Here is a 19864-nt window from a genome sequence, read left to right as displayed (position 1 = left end):
ACGTCAGCATCGGGGAAATGTGCTGCTCTCCTCTCCCGCGGTGAGTATCTGACTCACTTCCCCGGAATCTTGTCGTCGATGCCTTTGACGTAGAAGTTCATGCCGCGGATCTGGCCGTCGTCGAGCTGATCGCCGCCTTTGCATTCGACCTCTTTGCCCTCCTGATCGAGGATCGGGCAGGCGAACGGCTTGATGGTGCCGGCGGCGATACCGGCCTCGGTGTCGGCGGCGAGCTTCTTCACGTCGTCCGGCATGTTGGTGTAGGGCGCCATCTGGATCATCTTGTCCTTCAGGCCTTCCCAGACATCCTGCGACGCCCAGTTGCCGTCCATCACCGCTTTGACGCGCGACACGTAGTACGGCGTCCAGTTGTTGATAATGGCGGTGAGCTGCGCCTTCGGTCCGAACTTGATCATGTCGGAGTCCTGGCCGAACGCGTGGATGCCGCGCTCGTTGGCGATCTGCACCGCTGCGGCACTGTCGGTGTGCTGCATGATCACGTCGGCGCCCTGATCGATCAGCGCCTTGGCGGCGTCGGCTTCCTTGCCGGGATTGAACCAGGAGTTCACCCAGACGATCTTGACCTTGATGTTCGGATTGATCTTCTGCGCCGCCAGGATAGTGGCGTTGATGCCGGAGATCACTTCGGGCACCGGGAACGAGCCGATATAGCCGAGCACGCCCTTTTTGGAGATCTTTGCTGCGATCGTGCCCTGGATGGTGCGGCCTTCGTAGAACCGGCCCGCATAGGTCGAGACGTTAGGCTCGCGCTTGTAGCCGGTGGCGTGCTCGAATTTCACATCCGGATACTTCTTGGCGACCTTGATCACCGAATCCATGTAACCGAACGAGGTGACGAAGATCAGCTTGTTGCCGGCGCGGGCGAGCTGTTCGATCGAGCGCTCGCCGTCCGGGCCTTCGCTGACCTTCTCCAGGTAGGTGGTCTCGACCTTGTCGCCGAATTCCTTGACGATCGCCTGGCGCGCCTGATCGTGCTGATACGACCAGCCGAAGTCGCCGACCGGGCCGACATAGACGAAGCCGACCTTCAGCTTGTCCGGTTTGCTCTCCGGCTTGTCCTGCGCGCTCGCCACCGACAGCCCGGCGCAGCTCGCCGTCAGCACCAGCGCCGCCATGATCGCCTTGTTCATCCGAATCTCCGCTTCATCGCTCGGGGATCGTCCTGTGCGAGTCCCGCGCCCCCGCCGCGCGGCTCTCGGATCTCGTTTCTAGCGCTCCGGCACGAAGGCGGTTCCGAGCGCCGCCGGCGCCACAGACCCGCCGCGGCGGACGCGCGAGATCAGCACCAACACCAGCACCGTGGCAAGATAGGGCAACGCCGACATAAGTTGAGATGGCACCCCGAGACCGATCGCCTGGGCGTGCAGCTGCAGGATCGACACCGCGCCGAACAGGATGGCGCCGGCCACCAGCCGGCCCGGTCGCCACGACGCAAACACCACCAGCGCCAGCGCGATCCAGCCGCGCCCCGCCGTCATGCCGGGCGCGTAGAACGGCGTATAGGCGAGCGTCAGATAGGCACCGGCAAGCCCCGCGCAGCCGCCACCGAACAGCACAGCCCGCGTCCGGATCGCCGCGACGTTGTAGCCCAGCGCATGCGCCGAGGCCGGATCGTCGCCGACCGCGCGCAGAATCAATCCTGTCCGCGTGCGGGCGAGCACGTAGGCGATCGCGGCGATCAGCCCGATCGATAGATAGACGAGGGCGTCCTGGCCGAACAGCAGCTTGCCGATCAGCGGGATGTCGGTGAGCCACGGCAGCCACAGATGCGGTGCGGCGGTGATGTTCTCGCCGACGAACGGCGCGCCAATCAGGCCTGCGAGACCGGTGCCGAGGATCGTCACCGCCAGGCCGGCCGCGACCTGATTGATCGCAAGCCCGATCGCTGCCGCTGCGAACAGCGCCGAAAGCGCGACGCCGGCTGCGATCCCGCACAGCGCGCCGATCGCGGTAGACCCGGTCGCCCAGGCGCCGGCGAAGCCGCACACCGCGCCGATCAGCATCATGCCTTCGACGCCGAGGTTGAGGACGCCGGCGCGCTCAGTGATCAGCTCACCGCTCGCCGCCAGCAGCAGCGGGGTCGAGGCGGTGACGATCGACAGCAGGATGGCTTCAAAGAGGCCCATGCAGCGCCTTTCGTTGCGGGCTGCGCCAGCGGATCCGGTACAGAATCAGCGAGTCGCAGGCGAGCACGTAGAACAGCAGGATGCCCTGGATCACGCCGGTCATGTCCTGCGGCAGTTTCAGCGCAATCTGCGCCTGCTCGCCGCCGATGAAGGTCAGCGCGAGGAACAGGCCGCTGGCGAGAATGCCGAGCGGATTGAGGCGTCCGAGAAACGCCACGATGATCGCGGTGAAGCCGTAGCCCGGCGAGATATCCGGCTGCAAACGCCCGATCGGTCCGGCGACTTCGATGATGCCGGCGAGGCCGGCCAGGGCGCCGGAGATCGCAAACGTCGTCAGCACCAGACGATCGGCGTTGAAGCCGGCGAACCGTGCGGCGCGCGGGGCGGTGCCGACCACGCGGATTTCGAATCCTTTCAGCGTGCGGCCGAGCAGAACGGCGGCGGCCACGACTGCAATCATCGTCAGGATCAGGCCGGCATGAACGCGGCTGCCGGCAATCAGCAGCGGCAGCGTCGCTGCAGGGTCGAACTCGGCGGTGGTCGGAAAGTTGAAGCCTGCCGGATCGCGCCACGGCCCGCGCACCAGATAGTCGAGCAGCAGGCCGGCGACATAAACCAGCATCAGGCTGATCAGGATTTCCGACGCGCCGAACCTGACCTTGCAGAGCGCCGGAATCAGCGCATAAGCGGCGCCGGCCAGCGCTCCGACCAGCAACATCGCTGGCATCAGCCACGGGCCGGGATTTGTCCCGTGCGTCATCACCGCCAAGCCGCTGCCGGCGATGGCGCCGATCAGCAGTTGTCCTTCTGCGCCGATGTTCCAGGCGTTGGCGCGGTAGCACAGCGCCAGCCCGACCGCGATCATGATCAGCGGCGAGGCCTTCACCGCGATCTCTTGCAGCGAGTAGCCGTCGGTCAGCGGCGTGATGAAGTACACCGCCAGCGCCGCAGCCGGATTTTTGCCGAGCGCCACGAACACGATCGTCAGGGTCAGCAGCGTCAGCGTGATCGCGAGCAGCGGGGATAGAAGCGCAATCGCCACCGATCGTTCGCTGCGCCTCTCAAGCACCAGCGACATCGCGCACCTCCGTCGGCCAGCCGCTTCCGCCCATTAAAAGTCCCAATTGATCGCGGCCGATCTCGCTGACGGCACGCGGCGGCGACAGCCTGCCGTGAAACATCACCGCGACGCGATCGGCGATCTCGATCAGTTCGTCCAGATCCTGACTGATCACCAGCACGGCCGCGCCGCGCGCTGCGAGATCGAGCAGCGCCTGACGGATCGCGCTGGCCGCGCCGGCATCCAATCCCCAGCTCGGTTGATCGACGACCAAGAGACGCGGTTGCCGCAGGATCTCGCGGCCGACGATGAACTTCTGCAGATTGCCGCCGGAGAGCCGTGCAGCTTCCGGATCACGGCTGGCTTTGCGCACGTCGAAGGCATCGCTGACCTGATCGACCAGCGCCAGCGCGGCGCCGCGGTCGACCAAGCCGAACCGCGTCAGTCCCCCGGTCGCATGCCCGGTCAGCAGCGCGTTGTCGGACAGGCTCGTGGTCGGCACGGTGGCATGGCCGAGCCGCTGTTCCGGCACGAAAGCGGCGCCGAGCTGGCGCCGCTGGTTGATCGAGAGGCTTCCGACGGCCTCGCCGACAATCTTGATCGCGTCCGATTGTCCGATACTCGTCTCGCCGGACAGTGCCGCGAACAGCTCGTCCTGGCCGTTGCCGGCAACTCCTGCGATGCCGACGATCTCGCCGCTACGGACTTCGAGGGAGAGGTCGCGGAGCGTGACGCCATGTGGATCGTCGGGAAGCAGCGTCAGACCACTGACGCTCAGCAACGGGCCACCGATCGAATGGCTGGATTGCTTCGGCGCCGTCACGTCGCTGCCGACCATCATCCGCGCCATCGAAGCGGCGCTTTCCTGGCGCGGGTCGCAGCTGCCGACGACGCGGCCGGCGCGCAGGATGGTGGCGACGCCGGCAAGCCGCTTCACCTCGTCGAGCTTGTGCGAAATGTACAACAGCGCGCGGCCGTCCGCTTTCAGCCGCTCCAGCACGTCGAACAGCCTGTCGGCTTCGGCAGGTGTCAGCACCGCGGTGGGCTCGTCGAGGATCAGAAGCTGTGGGTCTTGCAGCAGTGCGCGGACGATCTCGATCCGTTGCCGCTCGCCGACCGACAGCCGCCATACTTCGCGCTTGGGATCGAGCGGCAGGCCGTAGCGCTCCGAGATCTGCTCCAACTCCGCCGCCAGCTTGCCGACCGAAACCCGGCGATCGAGCCCGAGCGCGACATTCTCGACCACGGTGAGATTGTCGAACAGCGCGAAGTGCTGCGACACCGCGGCAATGCCGCAAGCTCGCGCTTCCGCCGGGCCTGCGAACGCGATCGGCGTCCCGCGCCAGATCATCCGGCCCTCGTCCGGCTGCAGCAGCCCGGTGATCATCTTCACCAAGGTCGACTTGCCGGCGCCGTTCTCGCCGAGCAGCGCGTGAACTTCGCCGCCGGCGATGTCGAGATTGATCGCCTGATTGGCGACAAAGCTGCCGAATCGCTTGGTCAGCCCGCGGCCCTGAAACAGCGGCGGCGACGGCTCGTGCGGATCGGAATCAGAAGGGGGAGCCATTCACCATCACATCGGCGGCAGGGTAATTCCGTAAGGTCCACGACCGGGCAGGGACGCCCGCGCGCCGATAATGTAATGGAAATCCGCCGTGGCGGCGATCCGTCATCCGTTCGTCGACTCCACGGCGTAGGTCGTCCTCTGTACCCTGGAAACCATCATGGCCGTCCGTTTGATCATTGGCTGGGTGCTGCTCGCCGCCGCCGTCGGGTGGGGCGCTTGGTTCGTTGCGCGCGCGTCGCGCCAGGCGCTGTGGCTGAGAGTCGCGATCGCGGCGATCATCGTCGCCGGTTGTGCGGCCTCGTTCTGGATGTACGGCGACCACCTCGACAAGACGCTCGGCGCGGTGGTCGGCTATTTTCTGCTGTGGGGCTCGGTTTTCGTCCTGTCCGGCGCCTGCGTCGGCGTGGTCGTCGGCACGCTGATCGCGCTGCTGCTCGGCTAGAAGCTGCGGCCGAGGGCCGATGAAACCGAACGCCGGCAGGATCGTTGTGCAAGACCCGCGCGGCGGGGTTCTGCGCCGCTTGCTGTCGTTCGTCCTCCGGAGGCCCTCATGACCTTTCGTTTCGCCGCTCCCGCCCTCGCCGCCGGCTTTGCTGGTGCGCTGCTGCTCGCGCCCACTGCGGGTGTGGCCGCGGGGGCTTTCGACGGTTTGGCCGGATACTGGGCGGGCAATGGACGGGTGCAGATGTCGGACGGCTCGGCCGAGCGGATTCGCTGCCAGGCGTCTTACGCGGTTGGCGGCGACGGCCGTCTGATGCAGCAGAAGCTGACCTGCGCCAGCGACAGCTACAAGTTCGACATTTCGAGCAACGTCGAAGAGACCGGGGGACGCCTCTCCGGGACCTGGAGCGAGGCGACGCGCAACGTCACCGGCAATGTGTCGGGCACGGTGCGCGGCGGCAACATTTCGGCGCAAGTGGCGGGACCGGGCTTCAATGCCTCGTTGTCGGTCGCGTCCCGCGGTGCGGCGCAGTCGGTCACGATCGTGCCGCAAGGCAATGACGTGCGGCAGATCTCGGTCTCGATGAAGCGCCGCTAAGCGAGCAGGAGACGGCGTGTGCCAGCGCAGACGCCGTCACTCTCGCATGTGAGCCAATTTCGCATTTGATCTGCCCTTACAGAATCGTAAGTAAGCACCGCGTCTTCCATTTCTCTCCGCGCGAAACGTCCCGGTCGGTGCTCGCGTGCGCGTGATAGCATCTTGCCGAAGATTAATATCCGGCACAGCTCGCCGTAAGGTCGCTCTCCTATATTCGGTCTCATCGTTTCACGCTCACGATCGACCAGATGGAGACCACGTCATGCAAGGCGACCAGTTCGACCACGTATCAGCTCAAACCGAGGCTCATATCCGCAAAGTGTTGAGGCCGCGGCGTCTCTCGCTGCTGGCTTCCGCTGCCGGCTTGAGCATGGTGGTGGCGCTCGGCGGCGCCGGCTATCTCACCCGCGAGATGCCGTCGCTGACGTCTCCGGCCTACGCGGCCGAGAACGGCAAGCCGGCGCCGGCCGGGTTCGGCGATCTGGTCGACAAGGTGAAGCCGGCGGTGATTTCGGTCCGGGTCAAGATCGATGACGATCGCCAGACCACGCCGCTGGTGCGTGACGATGGTGACGGCGACCAGATGCAGATGCCGCGCGGCCTCGCGCCGTTCCAGCAGTTCGAGCGTCAGTTCGGCTTCCGCGGCCCTGAAGGCATGCCGAAGCGGCACCAGATGATCACCGGCGAAGGCTCCGGCTTCTTCATCACCGCCGACGGCTACGCAGTCACCAACAATCATGTGGTCGATCACGCCAAGTCGGTGCAGGTGACAACCGATGACGGCACCATCTATACCGCGAAGGTCGTCGGCACTGACGACAAGACCGACCTGGCGCTGATCAAGGTCGACGGCAAGACGGACTTTCCGCACGTCAACTTCGCCGATGCGCCGGCGCGAGTCGGCGACTGGGTGATCGCGGTCGGCAATCCGTTCGGTCTCGGCGGCACGGTGACGGCCGGCATCGTTTCGGCGCGTGGCCGTGACATCGGCTCGGGCCCCTATGACGACTACGTGCAGATCGACGCGCCGATCAACAAGGGCAATTCCGGCGGCCCGGCGTTCGACACCAATGGCAATGTGATCGGCGTCAACACCGCAATCTATTCGCCGTCGGGCGGCTCGGTCGGCATCGGCTTCGATATTCCGGCCGCGACCGCGAAGCTGGTGGTGTCGCAGCTCAAGGACAAGGGCTACGTCACCCGCGGCTGGCTCGGCGTCCAGGTACAGCCGGTGACGGCGGAGATCGCCGACAGCCTGGGCATGAAGCAGGCCCGCGGCGCCCTGGTCGACAGTCCGCAGGACGGCAGCCCGGCCGCGAAGGCCGGCATCAAGGCCGGCGACGTGATCACCGCGGTCGACGGCAAGGAGGTCAAGGACTCCCGCGCGCTCGCCCGCACCATCAGCACGCTGACGCCGGGCTCCTCGGTGAAGCTTGACGTGCTGCACAACGGCCAATCCAAGACTATCGATCTGACGCTCGCCGAAATGCCCGGTGATCATCAGAAGGTCGCCGACAACAGCGGTGATCGCGACGGCGCTCGCCCGTATCTCGGCCTGCGCGTAGCGCCGGCCAGCGACGTCGATGGTGCCGGCAAGAACGGCGTGGTCGTCACCGGCATCGATCCGGACGGACCTGCCGCCGACAAGGGCCTGCGTACCGGCGACGTCATTCTCGACGTCGGCGGCAAGGCGGTGACCAACACTGGCGACGTCCGCAACGCGCTGACCGAAGCCAGCAAGGACGGCAAGAAGACCGTGCTGATGCGGGTGAAGACGGCGGACTCGGCTGCCCGCTTCGTCGCGGTGCCGATCGCCAAGGGCTGAGCCACACGGCATCCATCTCGTGAACGATGACAAGGGACGGCTCAGCGCCGTCCCTTGTTCGTTTGCGCCGTCGTTGTGAGCCGCCTGGCCGAGATTTCACCTTCGGCAGAGCAACCTGGAACGTTGCTGCCGCGTTGTTGGGACAAATCGTCTTTGTCCGGATCGCAAAGGGAGTTCTGATGACCAGGCGCGACGTCATCGAAACGGTGGTGGTGACCGGCGCCAGTGCGGGCGTCGGCCGGGCGATCGCGGTGGCGTTCGGTCGCCGCGGCTGCAAAGTCGGCCTGATCGCGCGAGGGCGCGAAGGACTCGAAAGCACCCGGCGTGAGATCATTGGCCTCGGCGGCGAAGCACTGGTGATCGAGGCTGATGTCGCCGATGCCAATGCGATGCTCGACGCTGCCGCGCGCGTCGAGGCCAAGCTCGGTCCGATCGACCTTTGGGTTAACAACGCGATGGTGACAGTGTACGGCGCGAGCGTTGACCTGACGCCCGACGAATTTCACCAAGTCACCACGGTCAGCTATCTCGGCCAAGTGTACGGCACGCTGGCGGCGCTGCGTCACATGCGTCCGCGCAACCGCGGTGCGATCATCTCGATCGGTTCGGCGCTGGCGTATCGCTCGATTCCATTCCAGGCACCGTATTGCGCCGCCAAGGCTGCAACCCGTGGGTTCATCGACTCGTTGCGCAGTGAGCTGCTGAACGAGAACAGCGCCATCACCCTCACCATGGTGCATCTGCCTGCGGTGAATACGCCGCAGTTCGATTGGGCCCGCAACAAGTTCGATCGCAAGGCGGCACCGGTGCCGCCGATCTGTCAGCCTGAAGCAATTGCAGAGGCGGTGGTTCGCGCCGCCGAGCGGGCGCCGCGCGAATATTGGGTCGGTTCCTTCGCCGTCAAGGCGATCGTCGCGCAGATGCTGATGCCATCCGTCGCCGATCGCATTTTGGCGCGTGCCGGTGTCGACAACGAGACCAGCGACGCGCCGGAGATGCCGAACCGGCCTGATAATCTGTTTGCGGCCGGCCGCGGTGATCCCGGCGCGCATGGCAGGTTCGACCGGCAGGCGTCGCCGCGGGTGTTTCCATTCAATCCGGCTTGGCTCCGCGCCGGCTTGGCCCTGGGGGCGCTGGCAGCCGGTGCGGCTCTGCTCACTGCCGCTGCCCGCGCCGAGCGGCGAGGGAGCGGTGGCGTCCGAGCTATTCCGCCGCCTGTTGCGGCGCGGCGCTGATCGATATCCCCGCATCGGCGGCGCGGATCGCGACCGGCTGCGCATCGACCATCTGCTGGCGGTTACGCTTCCTCACGTATTTCGAGTCGCCGGGGACGCAGCGTTGCACCCGATGCAGGCAAAGGAACTTGATTGTGTGCGGTGGCGGCCCGCGCACTCCGTCGCAGCCAAATATCGGAACGGTCGGTGGTACCAGCCGTTGTCGGAGCAGACCGTCTGCGCAGCCGGCTCTCGGAGCGCCGGACGATGTCGAACGGATTTCGAGAAACAGGGAGAGTTCAATGATGATATCGCGCATGTTGCCCGCAGCCGCGCTGGTGCTGGGTTCGCTCGCCGTGGCGTCCGCGCCTGCGGCCGCCGCTCCGATGATGCCCGGTGCCGCGTCACAGCAGGCGCCGGCCGCCGTTCAGCAGGTGCAATGGCGCCATCATGGCTACCATGGTGGCGGGTGGCACGGCCACCGCGGCTGGGGCCATGGCGGCTACCATCGCCACGGCGGCTATGGCTGGGGCCCGGCGATCGGCGGCCTCGCTGCCGGCGCGATCATCGGCGGCGCGATCGCCAACAGTCAGGCACAGGCCGGTGCAGCCGACGCCGACGCGTACTGCTCGCAGCGCTTCCGGTCGTACGATCCGGCCTCAGGCACCTATCTCGGCTATGACGGCCAGCGTCACCCCTGCCCGTAACACCAGGGCCATCTGAAACGACAAAGCCGCGCGGACTAGGTCCGCGCGGCCTTTGTTTGTGGAGTTTGTCGAAAGCGACGATCAATCCGTGCCGTCGTCGGCGGTGTCGTGGTCGTCGATGAAGTATTTGATCGCCGCGATCATCGCCGTGAAAGTAGCGATCCAGACGATCCGCGAACCATAACGGTCATGCGGTCCCGAGATGATGCCGCAGATCAGCGCATTGCCGAGCAGCGCCAGCGTCACCGTGCCGGCCAGCAGGGTCACGTCGTCGAGCCGGTGCCGCCACAGCGCCGAGCCGAGGATCATCAGCATCAGTACCATCGATCCCAGCGCCACCGGCACGTGGACCAGGTTCACGGCGTCGAAGTTGATGTCCCAATGCTGCTGCTTGGCCGCCCGCATCGCCGCACTCTGCTCGGGCAGATAGCGCTCGATGATGCCGTAGGTGTGCGGCAGCCAGCCGTTGGTGCCTTCACCGGTTGCCACATGCACCAGCTGATCCCAAGTCGCCTTGGCAGCAGCCTTGAACTGCATCCACGGATAGGCGGTCACGGCCTGCTTGGAGATGAATTCCATCTCGTCGCTCATGCCCTCGAAGCGGCCGAGCTTGTCGAACATGTTGTTGCCGCCCCACAGGAAGTCGTCGCCGGTCGGCGGCAGCTCGTCCTTATAGGGGCACAGCTTGAGCTGTTGCTTGGGGCAGTGGTCGTCGAGGTAGCGCTTGACGATGCCATCCTGCAGCATCCGGCCGAAAGCAACGCCGGAGCCGCCCGGGGTCCAGGTGAATTTGCCCGACAGGGCGTAGTTGCAGCTGAGCACCAGCAGCGCGCCGACCACCAGGGCCGAGCTGGCAAGCGTGAGGCCCGACGCGGTGACCCGGCCGCGCAGCCAGGGCAGCAGCAGCCAACCGGCGACGCACACGCCGGTGAGCACGATCATGGTGGCGCTGTGGGTCGAGGCGGCGAACGCCGTGAAGGCGAACAGCAGAACCTTTTCGACCGCCGAGGTCTGGTCGCGATACGCGATCAGCAGGAACAGCGACAGTACCGACAGGCCGGCGAAGATATCGGTCAGCAGCATGCTGGTGATCCACGGCAGTGCCGTGGTGGCGATCAGGCCGACGCCGATCGCTGCAAGCCGAAACGGTTTGGTAATACCGAATACCCGCAGCGTCAGTTGGATCAGCCACAGCGAAACGATCGCCTGGAAGCCGAGGTTGAGCCAGAACTGGGTCTGCTCACCGAGATGCAGGTAGATGCCGTAGGAGGTCGCCCGGTTGATGACGAGGTAACCTTCGTACCAGCGGGCGAGGTAGCCGCCGGTGTCGTATTGGAGCAGCGGATAGCCGTTCCAGATCGCCGGAGCCAGCAGCAGCAGCGGCAGAACAAACAGCGCGATCCGCGCCGCGTTGCTCCGGCGCGCCTGCGCGGCGAGAACCTTACTAGGAATAGAAGTGTCCATCTCGACCGCTCTTATCAGCGCTGTGGACCGTCGGAAGCGACGGGTGCCGGCTCAGTTCGGCAACCGAGGCCGTCCGGGGCGGCCCGCACCATAGTGATTTCCGTTGACTACACAAGCGCTTCAGGCCGCCAGATAAGCCCTCAGGCCGGGCGCAGATGAAGTACAAATGAGGTCGCTTTATGTCGGGTGTGCACTTGGTGGCGCCCATACCCGGCCGGCTGCAACCATAGGGCGCCGATCATGAACGAAGCCTGACTAAGTTCAATGCCGTGGACGGGCCGGTGGCGGCCTCGCCGCGCAGATGGTTATAATTCCCCTGAACGGGAGACCGCCGGGGCGGCGGCCGGCCGGATCCCGGGTTCAGGACGTCGAGAGGACGGGAATGAAGATCAAGACCAAGCAATTCCGGGTCGAGGAGGGCGATAAAGTCGACCTCGGCAAATGGCCCACCAAGGTCGATCCGTTCTACGAATCCAAGGAGCACTACCACGAATTGCTCCGCGCCCAGGTCGAACGGCTGAGCGACCTGCAGCAGCTGCTTTATGCCAGCAACCGCCACGCCGTGCTGCTGATCTTCCAGGCTATGGACGCCGCCGGCAAGGATGGGGTGATCCGGCACGTGATGTCCGGGGTCAATCCGCAGGGCTGCCAGGTGTTCAGCTTCAAGCACCCGAGCGCGACCGAGCTGCAGCACGACTTTCTGTGGCGGACCACCCGCGACCTGCCGGAGCGTGGCCGGATCGGCATCTTCAATCGGTCCTACTATGAAGAGGTGCTGATCGTCCGGGTTCACCCGGACATCCTGCAGAGCGAGCAGGTGCCGAATGGCGAAAACTTCGGCAAATCATTCTGGCACAAACGCTACCGGTCGATCCGCAATCTGGAGGAACATCTGCACGCCAACGGCACCCGGATCGTCAAATTCTTTCTGCATTTGTCGAAGGAGGAGCAATGCAAGCGCTTCCTGGCGCGGATCGACGAGCCGGAGAAGAACTGGAAGTTCAGCGCCGCCGACCTCGAAGAGCGCCAGTACTGGGACGACTATATGGACGCCTACGAGAAGTGCCTCAGCGAGACCTCCAGTGATGACTCGCCGTGGTTCGCCGTTCCGGCCGACGACAAGGAAAATGCGCGACTGATCGTCTCGCAGGTGATCGTCGAGACCATGGAATCCCTCAAAATGAGCTATCCGGAGACCACGCCCGCCCGGCGCAAAGAGCTATTACGGATGCGCCAGCAATTGCTGAAGTGAGCGGTGACGTGCCAGCCGCGCTCGGCGGTTGGTCGCATGCACCTGTCATGGTGATGACACGGTGCTGAGGTTACGGAGAGCAAATGAACCTGCAGGGTAAGAAGGGCCTGGTCGTCGGCATTGCCAACGATCAGAGCATCGCATTCGGTTGCGCGCGCGCGTTTCGCGACGCCGGCGCCGAACTCGCCGTCACGTATCTCAACGACAAGGCCGCGCCTCACGTCGTCCCGCTCGCTGAACAGCTCGGCTGTCCGATCGTGGTGCCGTGTGACGTGCGCGAGCCGGGTCAACTCGAGGCTGTGTTCGAACGGATCTCCCAGCAATGGGGCCGGCTCGACTTCCTGCTGCATTCGATCGCGTTCGCGCCGAAGGAAGACCTCCACGGCCGCGTGGTCGATTGCTCGCAGGCCGGCTTCGCGATGGCGATGGACGTGTCGTGTCACTCGTTCATCCGCATGGCCAAGCTCGCCGAGCCGCTGATGCCGGACGGCGGCTGCCTGCTCACCGTGTCGTTCTACGGCTCGGAGAAGGTGGTCGAAGACTACAACCTGATGGGCCCGGTGAAAGCGGCGCTGGAAAGCTCGGTGCGCTACATGGCGGCCGAGCTGGCGCCGAAGAAGATCCGCGTTCATGCGCTGTCGCCGGGGCCGCTGATGACGCGGGCGGCGTCGGGTATCGCGCGGTTCGACGAACTGCTGGAGCGTACACGCGCCCGGCTGCCGGCGCATCAGCTCGTCAGCATCGAGGATGTCGGCGCGGTTGCCGCTTTTCTGGTCGGGGACGGCGCGCGGTCGCTCACCGGCAATATCGAATACATCGACGCCGGCTATCATGTGATCGGCTGATCGGAACTGGCTGGAGAAACATGATGGAGCAGATCCAAAACCGTACCTTCGATGAGATCGAAGTCGGTGACACCGCCAGTCTGGTTCGGACGCTGACCTATCGCGACATCGAGGTGTTCGCGGTGATGTCCGGCGACGTCAACCCGATGCATGTCGACGCGGCTTTCGCCAAAAGTGACATGTTTCATCAGGTGGTGGCGCACGGCATGTGGGGCGGGGCGCTGATCTCGACCCTGCTCGGTACGCAACTGCCCGGCCCCGGCACGATCTATCTCGACCAATCGCTGCGGTTCGCAAGGCCCGTGCTGCTCGGCGACACTGTGACCGTCACGGTCACGGTGAAAGAGAAGAACGCGGCCAAGAAACGCTTGCTGCTGGATTGCCGCGCCACCAATCAGCGCGGCGAAGAGGTGATCACCGGCCTTGCCGAAGTGATCGCGCCGGTCGAGAAGATTTCGCGGCCGCGGGTGCTGCTGCCGGAAATCGATCTCAATCGCACCGCTCAGCGCTACGAGCGGCTGATCGAAATGACGCGCGGGCTGCAGCCGATCCGCACTGCGGTGGTGCATCCGGTGGATTCCGCCTCGCTGCTCGGCGCCGTCGAGGCGGCGCGCGAGGGGCTGATCGTGCCGGTGCTGGTCGGACCGGAAGCCAAGATCCGCGCCGCCGCCGCCCAGGCTGCGGTTGATCTTGCCGGCTATGAGATCGTCGCGGTCGAGCACAGTGCGGCTGCTGCCGAAGCCGGGGTGGCGATGGCGCGGGCCGGCGAGGTCGAGGCGGTGATGAAGGGCGCCCTGCACACCGACGAGCTGATGCACGCGGTGGTCGATCGTGCCCGCGGTCTCCGCACCGCACGCCGTATCAGCCATGTCTATGCGATCGACGCGCCGGACTATCCCCGCGCGCTGCTGGTCACCGACGCGGCGATCAACATCTACCCCACGCTCGCCGATAAGCGCGACATCATCCAGAACGCGATCGATCTGGCGCATGCGCTGGGCATCGCCGAGCCGCGGGTGGCGATCCTGTCGGCGGTTGAAACCGTCACCGAGAGCATCCGCTCGACGCTCGACGCAGCCGCATTGTGCAAGATGGCCGAGCGCGGCCAGATCAAAGGCGGCATCCTCGACGGGCCGCTGGCCTTCGACAACGCGGTGTCGGAAGAGGCCGCCAAAACCAAGGGCATCGTCTCGCCGGTCGCAGGGCGCGCCGACATCTTCGTGGTGCCGGACCTCGAGGCCGGCAACATGCTCGCCAAGCAGCTCGAGTATCTGGCACACGCCCGCGTTGCCGGGATCGTGCTCGGCGCGCGAGTGCCGATCATCCTCACCAGCCGCGCCGACAAGACGCTGGCTCGGCTCGGCTCCTGTGCGATCGCGCTGCTACTCGCCCGCCACACCACCGCGGCGCCGCCGCGCTTTTCCGGAGGTGCCGCATGAGCGATGTTCTGCTGGTCCTCAATGCGGGGTCTTCAAGTATCAAATTTGCGCTGTATGAAGCGCATACCGAGCCGACCGCCGATCACCTGATCTGCGAAGGCGGCATCGGCAGCCTCGGTCACCGGCCGCATTTCAAGGTCGTGAACAGCGACGGCTCGACCCGCTACGACACCTATCTGCCCGAGGGCAGCAGCCACGACGACGCGATGGCGGTGCTGATCGGCTGGATCGAAACGACGTTTCCCGAGCACCGCCTAAGCGCAGTCGGTCATCGCGTGGTCCATGGCGGCGCGCTGTTCGACGGACCGGTGGATGTGACGCCCGAGGTGATCGCCCAGCTTCGCGCTTTCGACAGGCTGGCGCCGCTGCATCAGCCGCACAACGTCTCGGCGATCGAGGCTCTGGCCAAGCTGCATCCGTCGCTGACCCAGATCGCGTGTTTCGATACCGCGTTCCATCATCGCTTGCCGGAGGTCGCTACCGCTTTCGCGCTGCCGCGCGAGCTGACCGAACAAGGCGTCCGCCGCTACGGCTTTCACGGGCTGTCTTATGAGTACATCGCGGGCCGGCTGCCGGACGTCGCCGGACAGGCGGTCGCCGATGGTCGGGTGGTGGTGGCGCATCTCGGCGCCGGCGCCAGCATGTGCGCGATGCTGAGATGCCGCAGCATCGCCACCACGATGGGTTTCACCGCGCTTGACGGCCTGATGATGGGTAGCCGTTGCGGCGAGCTCGATCCGGGCGTGGTGCTGTATCTGCTCGAAGAGAAGAGCATGACGCCTCGCGAGATCGAGGATCTGCTGTATCGCGAGTCGGGATTGCTCGGCGTGTCGGGCATCAGCGACGACATGCGCACGCTGCTGGCCAGCGACGATCCGCGCGCCTGCGAGGCGATTGAATTGTTCGTCTATCGCATTTCCCGTGAGCTCGGCTCGCTCGCCGCCGCACTCGGCGGGCTCGACGCTCTGGTGTTCACCGGCGGCATTGGTGAACACGCCTCGGAGATCCGGCGCCGCGTGTGCGAGCAGGCCGCCTGGCTCGGTGTGAGCCTCGATCCGGGCCTGAATACGAGCCTGTCGGGGGCAGGGCGGATCAGCGCACCGGACAGCAAAGTGTCGGCCTGGGCGATCCCGACTGATGAAGATCTGATGATCGCCCGCCATGTCTGGCGGCTGGCCGATAGTGGGCGCTGATCAGCCGGCGTTGGCGTCGGTCGGCGTCGTGGCTGAGGTGGTCTGGTCGTGCTCCGGCATGGTGCCGATCTCCGGCACCAGCGGTGCATGGTCGGTCCAGGAAGTGACCTCGCGCACTCGGCCGGGCCGGTTGCGCTTCACCGCATACAGCGCCTCATCGGCCTTGCGCAGCAATTCGTCGAGCGTGACGCCATCGGTCGGCGCCAGTGCGCTGCCGAAGCTGGCGCCGAGCATTACGGCTTCGCCGGCGATCGCGTAGGGCTCCGATAGCGCCGCGACGATCCGGCGACCGAGGTCATCGGCTGCTGCCGTATCCGAGACGTTGGCCTGCACCACGACGAATTCGTCACCGCCGATCCGCGCCGCAAGGTCCTCGTCCTCCAGCAGTTCGGTCATCCGCCCGGCGACGGTGCGCAGAATCTCGTCGCCGGCCGCATGGCCGAAGCGGTCGTTGGCCTCTTTGAAGAAATCGAGATCGAGGCTGATCACCGCAAAGCCGTCGCCATGTCGGGCCAGCCGCTTGGCGAGTTCGTTGAAATGTTCGACCAGATGCCGCCGGTTCGGCAGATTGGTCAGCGCGTCGGCACGGGCGAGCCGCGTCGCTTCGGCGCGCAGCGTCAGTTGTTCGGCGGTGGTGGCGTGGATGTAATCGATCAGTTCGAGGCCGCCCAAGGCGAACAGCAGGAACAGCACCGCCTGAGCCACGTGCAGCAGGTCAAAATTCCACAGCGCTGCCGCGACTGCCGGGGTGACTGAGACCACCAGCGAGGCCTGCACGATCCACGGCCGGATCGAAAACCGCGTGGTGGTGCCGGCGCAATAGCCGAACACCAGGCCGCCGGCGATCATGTGCGCGGCGAGATCGGGCAGCAGGAAGCAGCGCACCGCGAAGGCGCCCACGCAGACGCCAGTAGAGATCACCCCAACCGCGAGCCGGCGCTCCCATTGTTTTGCGGTTTCGACATCGAGCGGGTGCTTTGCGACCGCGTGGTCAAAGGCGAAACACAGCGCGAGTCGTCCCAGTGTCACCGCCATGCCGGTGAGGCCGATCACCGCCATCACCACGTCGCGCGTCTGCCAGGCGACCGCGAGCCCGGTGGTCAGCATCGCGCAGCCCACCACCACGATGGGCCAGCGCGCGGTGTACAGCAATCGAACGAATTCGATGTAGACGGCGTTCGCGATCTTGCTGTTCGCGGTCATCAGAGGTGTCGATCTCGCAGCAGTGTGCCGCGTCAGACTTTCTGTGCCCGCTGCGACAGCGAGATACCTATTCCCACAATGCTGAATCCAGCGTGAAACCGATTCCGCCTGCCGGAGTGTGGTGAATCGCCGCTTAATCGGTGAACGGCAGCGGCGAATTCGACCAATGACAGCCGCGGTTTACTCCGCCGCGCCGGAGCGCAGCTTGAAGTGGCCGTAGCACGACGCGATCGGCTCTGCAGGATCGCGCTGATAGGCCTGCGCTTCGAACGCAACCACGCGGCGGCCCTGCTTGACGATCGACACCTTGGCGAAGGTGTCGAGCGGCCGGCCCGAGCGCAGATAGTTCACCGTCAGCCCGATCGGCTTCGGCGCGGTGGCGAGGCCGATCTCACGGCGCACGCTGACGATCGCGGCGGTCTCCAGGAAGGCCCCAATCACGCCGCCATGCAGCGCCGGCAGAATGGGATTGCCGACCAGCTTCGGATCATACGGCATCATCGCCTGGGCATCGCCGTCGACGCGGATGCCGAGGAAGCGCGGATACGGGCTGATCGCCAGCGGCCCGCCGTCCGGATCGTCCGGCGCCACCAGCTCGTGTGCGGAGTCGAGCGTCACCTTCGGGGTCTGCCGCAGCATGTCGGTGCGATTGGCGCCGACCATGAACATCGCGGTCGCGGTGGCGATCGGAGCGTCTTCGGCGTCCTGATAGGCGGTGGCGCGGACGAACGCGATCGAACGGGTGAGGTGATAGCAGTGCGCATGCGCCCGCATCACCTGTCCGGGCGTCGCCGGCCGCAAGTAATCGATCCGCAGGTCGAGTGTGGCGATTGCGGTGCTGCCGGGCAACGCGAGCTGCACCGCCATGCCGCAGCTCTCGTCGAGCATCGCCGTGACGACGCCGCCATGGATTACGCCGGTCGAGATGTCGCCGACGAACACGGGATGATAGGGCAGGCTGCTCCACGCCTCCGCGGGCGCGTAGCGGTCGAGTTGCAGGCCGATGATGGCGCCGTGGATCGAGCGGCGGTTCTGAATCATCCGCGCTTTGTCGTCGAACGACATCACCGGATCGGGGATCGATTGGTCGGACATGAATTGGTTCTAGCAAGCGCTTGCGAAGCCGCAAAGCCGTCCGGTGCTGCACGACTACCATTTCGGCGCACGGCTGGTATGACTGTGTCCGGCCGGAGCGGCCGGCAGACGGGACGAGGGTTCGGGAATGCGTCGACTGATCGTGATGGTGCTGGGGCTCTCGCTGGCGGCGCCGGCCTTGGCGGCGGAAGCGGTGGTGAAGGACGGAGACACCCTGCAGCTCGGCGACAAGGTCTTCCGGCTCGAAGGTGTCGATGCACCCGAGCTCGATCAGCGCTGCGTCAACCAGTTCGCCGATCCGTCGGCCTGCGGCCTCGAAGCCCGCGATGCGCTGGTCAAGCTGATCGGCGGCCGCAGCGTCACCTGCCGCGATCTCGGGCCGGACCCGGTGTTCAAGGGGCGCCGGCTCGGCACCTGTGCAATCGCCGGGGAAAGCGACAGCCTCAGCCGCCGCCTGGTGCAGGAGGGCTTCGCTCTCAACGCCGCTGCCGGCGGCAAGGACCGCTTTGCCGGCGACGAGACCAAGGCCAAGGACGAGCGCAAGGGGCTGTGGCAAGGCTGTTTCGTCGCGCCGAACGACTTTCGCCGCTGGGATAAGGATGCCCCGCTGCGCGGCGCCGCCTGCCGCGAGGACAAGCATAGCGAGCTGATCGACGTGATGTTTCCTGATCAGCCGGCGATGCTGCCGGGCTGCACTATCAAGGGCAAGCTGGCGCGCCGCGCCCGCATCACCGGCAATGTCGGCGTGTATCAGATCCGCGGCTGCCCGAGCTACGCCAGTCTGACCAAGCCGAACCGCTGGTTCTGCTCGGAGGACGATGCCCGCGCCGCCGGCTTCCGCAAAGCCTACAACTGCCGGATCAAGCTGACGCCGTAACTCACGAGGTGCCGATGTCGCGGCGGCTCTCGACCAGCTTGACCATGACGGTCAGCGCCAGATTGGTCGGCGTCGGCACCCCGTGCGCGGCGCCGAGGCGAGCGACGGTGCCGTTGAGAAAGTCGATCTCGCTCGGCTTGCCGCGCGCCAGATCCTGCGCAGTGGATGATTTTTGGCTCGGCATCGCGCCCGGCAGCGCCAGCGTCTTGGTAAGGACGTCGTCGGATACCCTGACGCCGCAGGCGCCGGCCACCGCGATGCATTCGTCGATCACGTTGCGGACAACCTGCTCGGTGCCGTCGATCGCCAGCAGCGCGCCGTAAGGCAGGTCGGCGACCGCCGACAGCGCATTGTAGGCGCAGTTCAGGATCAGCTTCGACCACAGGGCTTGATCGATATCGGGCGCCACGGTGGTCGGGATCTTCGCCGCCGTCAGCGCGGCCGCGATGGCATCGCTCTGCGCCGAGGCGCCGATCAGCAATTCGCCGCGGCCATGATGCTTGACGTGACCTGGGCCGGCCATTTCGGTGCCGACATACACCACCGAGGCGATCACCGGATGGTCGATCGCGGCTTGCAGTCTCGCTGCGTTGTCGACGCCATTCTGCAGGCTGAGGATCACGCTGTCCGGCTTCAACCGCCGCTGCAGCGCGCGGCCTGCGGCTTCGGTGTCGGCGGATTTGACGCAGAACAGCACCAGATCGGGCGGGGCGATCGCGGCCGGCTCGGAGGCGGCCTTCAGCGGAATCATCTGCGTGCCGGTCTTGGTCTCCAGCCGCAAGCCGTTCGCTTCGATCGCGGCGACATGGTTCGGACGCCCGATCAGCGTGACGTCATGGCCGTCCAGCGCCAGCAGCCCGCCGAAATAGCACCCGACCGCGCCGGCTCCCATCACCGCCACTTGCATTCCGTTCTCCCTTCCCGTGCGCCAACCAAT

At 65.8% G+C, this 19864-nt stretch carries 19 protein-coding genes; 10 read left to right on the top strand and 9 right to left on the bottom strand.

The features are described from left to right. Positions 1 to 53: 53 nt before the first annotated feature. From RPPS3_RS23050 to RPPS3_RS23035, 4 genes are all read right to left on the bottom strand, one after another. Positions 54 to 1151: a BMP family ABC transporter substrate-binding protein gene (locus RPPS3_RS23050; protein WP_107346125.1), complete on the bottom strand. Its 1098-nt coding sequence runs from the start codon at positions 1149 to 1151 to the stop codon at positions 54 to 56. 78 nt (positions 1152 to 1229) lie between these two features. After that, positions 1230 to 2147, bottom strand: coding sequence for an ABC transporter permease (locus tag RPPS3_RS23045; RefSeq protein WP_107346124.1), 918 nt, complete (start codon positions 2145 to 2147; stop codon positions 1230 to 1232). Then, positions 2134 to 3225 (bottom strand): ABC transporter permease, encoded by a 1092-nt coding sequence (locus RPPS3_RS23040; RefSeq protein WP_107346123.1) that lies wholly within the window; start codon positions 3223 to 3225, stop codon positions 2134 to 2136. Before RPPS3_RS23040 ends, RPPS3_RS23045 begins: the two co-directional genes overlap by 14 nt. Further along, positions 3209 to 4774 (bottom strand): ABC transporter ATP-binding protein, encoded by a 1566-nt coding sequence (locus RPPS3_RS23035; RefSeq protein ID WP_107346122.1) that lies wholly within the window; start codon positions 4772 to 4774, stop codon positions 3209 to 3211. Before RPPS3_RS23035 ends, RPPS3_RS23040 begins: the two co-directional genes overlap by 17 nt. Before the next feature lie 157 nt (positions 4775 to 4931). On the opposite strand from RPPS3_RS23035, the gene RPPS3_RS23030 reads away from it, so the two are divergent. The 4 genes from RPPS3_RS23030 to RPPS3_RS23015 all read left to right on the top strand — a co-directional run bounded on the left by RPPS3_RS23030 (position 4932) and on the right by RPPS3_RS23015 (position 8873). Beyond that, the gene (locus RPPS3_RS23030; protein WP_107346121.1) at positions 4932 to 5216 is read left to right on the top strand and encodes a hypothetical protein; all 285 of its coding nucleotides are present in this window, start codon (positions 4932 to 4934) and stop codon (positions 5214 to 5216) included. A 108-nt stretch (positions 5217 to 5324) separates the two neighbouring features. Further along, on the top strand, positions 5325 to 5813 hold the full coding sequence (locus RPPS3_RS23025) for a hypothetical protein (protein ID WP_107346120.1): 489 nt from the start codon (positions 5325 to 5327) through the stop codon (positions 5811 to 5813). A gap of 262 nt (positions 5814 to 6075) precedes the next feature. Beyond that, positions 6076 to 7638, top strand: coding sequence for a Do family serine endopeptidase (locus RPPS3_RS23020; RefSeq protein ID WP_107346119.1), 1563 nt, complete (start codon positions 6076 to 6078; stop codon positions 7636 to 7638). A 179-nt stretch (positions 7639 to 7817) separates the two neighbouring features. After that, on the top strand, positions 7818 to 8873 hold the full coding sequence (locus tag RPPS3_RS23015; RefSeq protein WP_107346118.1) for an SDR family oxidoreductase: 1056 nt from the start codon (positions 7818 to 7820) through the stop codon (positions 8871 to 8873). Here the strand turns inward: RPPS3_RS23015 and RPPS3_RS24555 are convergent. Next, positions 8842 to 9171, bottom strand: coding sequence for a hypothetical protein (locus tag RPPS3_RS24555; protein WP_159060708.1), 330 nt, complete (start codon positions 9169 to 9171; stop codon positions 8842 to 8844). The two genes, RPPS3_RS23015 and RPPS3_RS24555, sit on opposite strands and share 32 nt — an antisense overlap. Here RPPS3_RS24555 and RPPS3_RS23010 point away from each other — a divergent pair. Beyond that, positions 9155 to 9559, top strand: coding sequence for a BA14K family protein (locus RPPS3_RS23010; protein WP_107346117.1), 405 nt, complete (start codon positions 9155 to 9157; stop codon positions 9557 to 9559). The two genes, RPPS3_RS24555 and RPPS3_RS23010, sit on opposite strands and share 17 nt — an antisense overlap. Positions 9560 to 9640: 81 nt before the next feature. Here the strand turns inward: RPPS3_RS23010 and RPPS3_RS23005 are convergent, their stop codons facing one another. Beyond that, entirely contained in the window at positions 9641 to 11023 is a 1383-nt protein-coding gene (locus RPPS3_RS23005; protein WP_107346116.1) for a hypothetical protein, read from the bottom strand. 382 nt (positions 11024 to 11405) lie between these two features. On the opposite strand from RPPS3_RS23005, the gene RPPS3_RS23000 reads away from it, so the two are divergent. The 4 genes from RPPS3_RS23000 (at position 11406) to RPPS3_RS22985 (ending at position 15752) form a co-directional block, all read left to right on the top strand. Next, the gene (locus tag RPPS3_RS23000; protein ID WP_107346115.1) at positions 11406 to 12275 is read left to right on the top strand and encodes an ADP-polyphosphate phosphotransferase; all 870 of its coding nucleotides are present in this window, start codon (positions 11406 to 11408) and stop codon (positions 12273 to 12275) included. Positions 12276 to 12358: 83 nt separating this feature from the next. Beyond that, the gene (gene fabI / locus RPPS3_RS22995; protein WP_107346114.1) at positions 12359 to 13120 is read left to right on the top strand and encodes an enoyl-ACP reductase FabI; all 762 of its coding nucleotides are present in this window, start codon (positions 12359 to 12361) and stop codon (positions 13118 to 13120) included. A 23-nt stretch (positions 13121 to 13143) separates the two neighbouring features. Then, entirely contained in the window at positions 13144 to 14559 is a 1416-nt protein-coding gene (locus RPPS3_RS22990; RefSeq protein WP_107346745.1) for a bifunctional enoyl-CoA hydratase/phosphate acetyltransferase, read from the top strand. Further along, entirely contained in the window at positions 14556 to 15752 is a 1197-nt protein-coding gene (locus tag RPPS3_RS22985) for an acetate/propionate family kinase (protein WP_107346113.1), read from the top strand. Before RPPS3_RS22990 ends, RPPS3_RS22985 begins: the two co-directional genes overlap by 4 nt. Here the strand turns inward: RPPS3_RS22985 and RPPS3_RS22980 are convergent, their stop codons facing one another. Together RPPS3_RS22980 and RPPS3_RS22975 are read right to left on the bottom strand one after the other, a co-directional pair. After that, entirely contained in the window at positions 15753 to 16955 is a 1203-nt protein-coding gene (locus RPPS3_RS22980) for a GGDEF domain-containing protein (RefSeq protein WP_107346112.1), read from the bottom strand. Between the two features lie 180 nt (positions 16956 to 17135). Then, a complete protein-coding gene (locus RPPS3_RS22975; RefSeq protein ID WP_107346111.1) occupies positions 17136 to 18050 on the bottom strand; it encodes a PaaI family thioesterase in 915 nt (304 codons plus the stop codon). A gap of 127 nt (positions 18051 to 18177) precedes the next feature. Here RPPS3_RS22975 and RPPS3_RS22970 point away from each other — a divergent pair, with 127 nt between their 5' ends. Further along, positions 18178 to 18927 carry a thermonuclease family protein gene (locus tag RPPS3_RS22970; protein ID WP_107346110.1) on the top strand — a complete coding sequence of 250 codons (750 nt, stop codon included), beginning with the start codon at positions 18178 to 18180 and terminating at the stop codon, positions 18925 to 18927. A gap of 1 nt (position 18928) precedes the next feature. On the opposite strand, the gene RPPS3_RS22965 is transcribed toward RPPS3_RS22970, so the two are convergent. Beyond that, positions 18929 to 19834, bottom strand: coding sequence for a ketopantoate reductase family protein (locus tag RPPS3_RS22965; RefSeq protein WP_107346109.1), 906 nt, complete (start codon positions 19832 to 19834; stop codon positions 18929 to 18931). Between the last annotated feature and the right edge of the window lie 30 nt (positions 19835 to 19864).

Origin of the sequence: Rhodopseudomonas palustris, assembly GCF_003031265.1 — a bacterium.
GTDB classification, from domain to species: Bacteria; Pseudomonadota; Alphaproteobacteria; order Rhizobiales; family Xanthobacteraceae; genus Rhodopseudomonas; species Rhodopseudomonas palustris_H.
The sequence above is the reverse complement of the archived record's forward strand: the minus strand, read 5'-3'. Positions and strand labels throughout refer to the sequence as shown.

Coding starts and splice junctions, on each gene's coding strand:
- RPPS3_RS23050 (WP_107346125.1), bottom strand. CDS start 1,151: ATGAACAAGGCGATCATGGCGGCGCTGGTGCTGACGGCGAGCTGCGCC.
- RPPS3_RS23045 (WP_107346124.1), bottom strand. CDS start 2,147: ATGGGCCTCTTTGAAGCCATCCTGCTGTCGATCGTCACCGCCTCGACC.
- RPPS3_RS23040 (WP_107346123.1), bottom strand. CDS start 3,225: ATGTCGCTGGTGCTTGAGAGGCGCAGCGAACGATCGGTGGCGATTGCG.
- RPPS3_RS23035 (WP_107346122.1), bottom strand. CDS start 4,774: ATGGCTCCCCCTTCTGATTCCGATCCGCACGAGCCGTCGCCGCCGCTG.
- RPPS3_RS23030 (WP_107346121.1), top strand. CDS start 4,932: ATGGCCGTCCGTTTGATCATTGGCTGGGTGCTGCTCGCCGCCGCCGTC.
- RPPS3_RS23025 (WP_107346120.1), top strand. CDS start 5,325: ATGACCTTTCGTTTCGCCGCTCCCGCCCTCGCCGCCGGCTTTGCTGGT.
- RPPS3_RS23020 (WP_107346119.1), top strand. CDS start 6,076: ATGCAAGGCGACCAGTTCGACCACGTATCAGCTCAAACCGAGGCTCAT.
- RPPS3_RS23015 (WP_107346118.1), top strand. CDS start 7,818: ATGACCAGGCGCGACGTCATCGAAACGGTGGTGGTGACCGGCGCCAGT.
- RPPS3_RS23010 (WP_107346117.1), top strand. CDS start 9,155: ATGATGATATCGCGCATGTTGCCCGCAGCCGCGCTGGTGCTGGGTTCG.
- RPPS3_RS24555 (WP_159060708.1), bottom strand. CDS start 9,171: ATGCGCGATATCATCATTGAACTCTCCCTGTTTCTCGAAATCCGTTCG.
- RPPS3_RS23005 (WP_107346116.1), bottom strand. CDS start 11,023: ATGGACACTTCTATTCCTAGTAAGGTTCTCGCCGCGCAGGCGCGCCGG.
- RPPS3_RS23000 (WP_107346115.1), top strand. CDS start 11,406: ATGAAGATCAAGACCAAGCAATTCCGGGTCGAGGAGGGCGATAAAGTC.
- fabI (WP_107346114.1), top strand. CDS start 12,359: ATGAACCTGCAGGGTAAGAAGGGCCTGGTCGTCGGCATTGCCAACGAT.
- RPPS3_RS22990 (WP_107346745.1), top strand. CDS start 13,144: ATGGAGCAGATCCAAAACCGTACCTTCGATGAGATCGAAGTCGGTGAC.
- RPPS3_RS22985 (WP_107346113.1), top strand. CDS start 14,556: ATGAGCGATGTTCTGCTGGTCCTCAATGCGGGGTCTTCAAGTATCAAA.
- RPPS3_RS22980 (WP_107346112.1), bottom strand. CDS start 16,955: ATGACCGCGAACAGCAAGATCGCGAACGCCGTCTACATCGAATTCGTT.
- RPPS3_RS22975 (WP_107346111.1), bottom strand. CDS start 18,050: ATGTCCGACCAATCGATCCCCGATCCGGTGATGTCGTTCGACGACAAA.
- RPPS3_RS22970 (WP_107346110.1), top strand. CDS start 18,178: ATGCGTCGACTGATCGTGATGGTGCTGGGGCTCTCGCTGGCGGCGCCG.
- RPPS3_RS22965 (WP_107346109.1), bottom strand. CDS start 19,834: ATGCAAGTGGCGGTGATGGGAGCCGGCGCGGTCGGGTGCTATTTCGGC.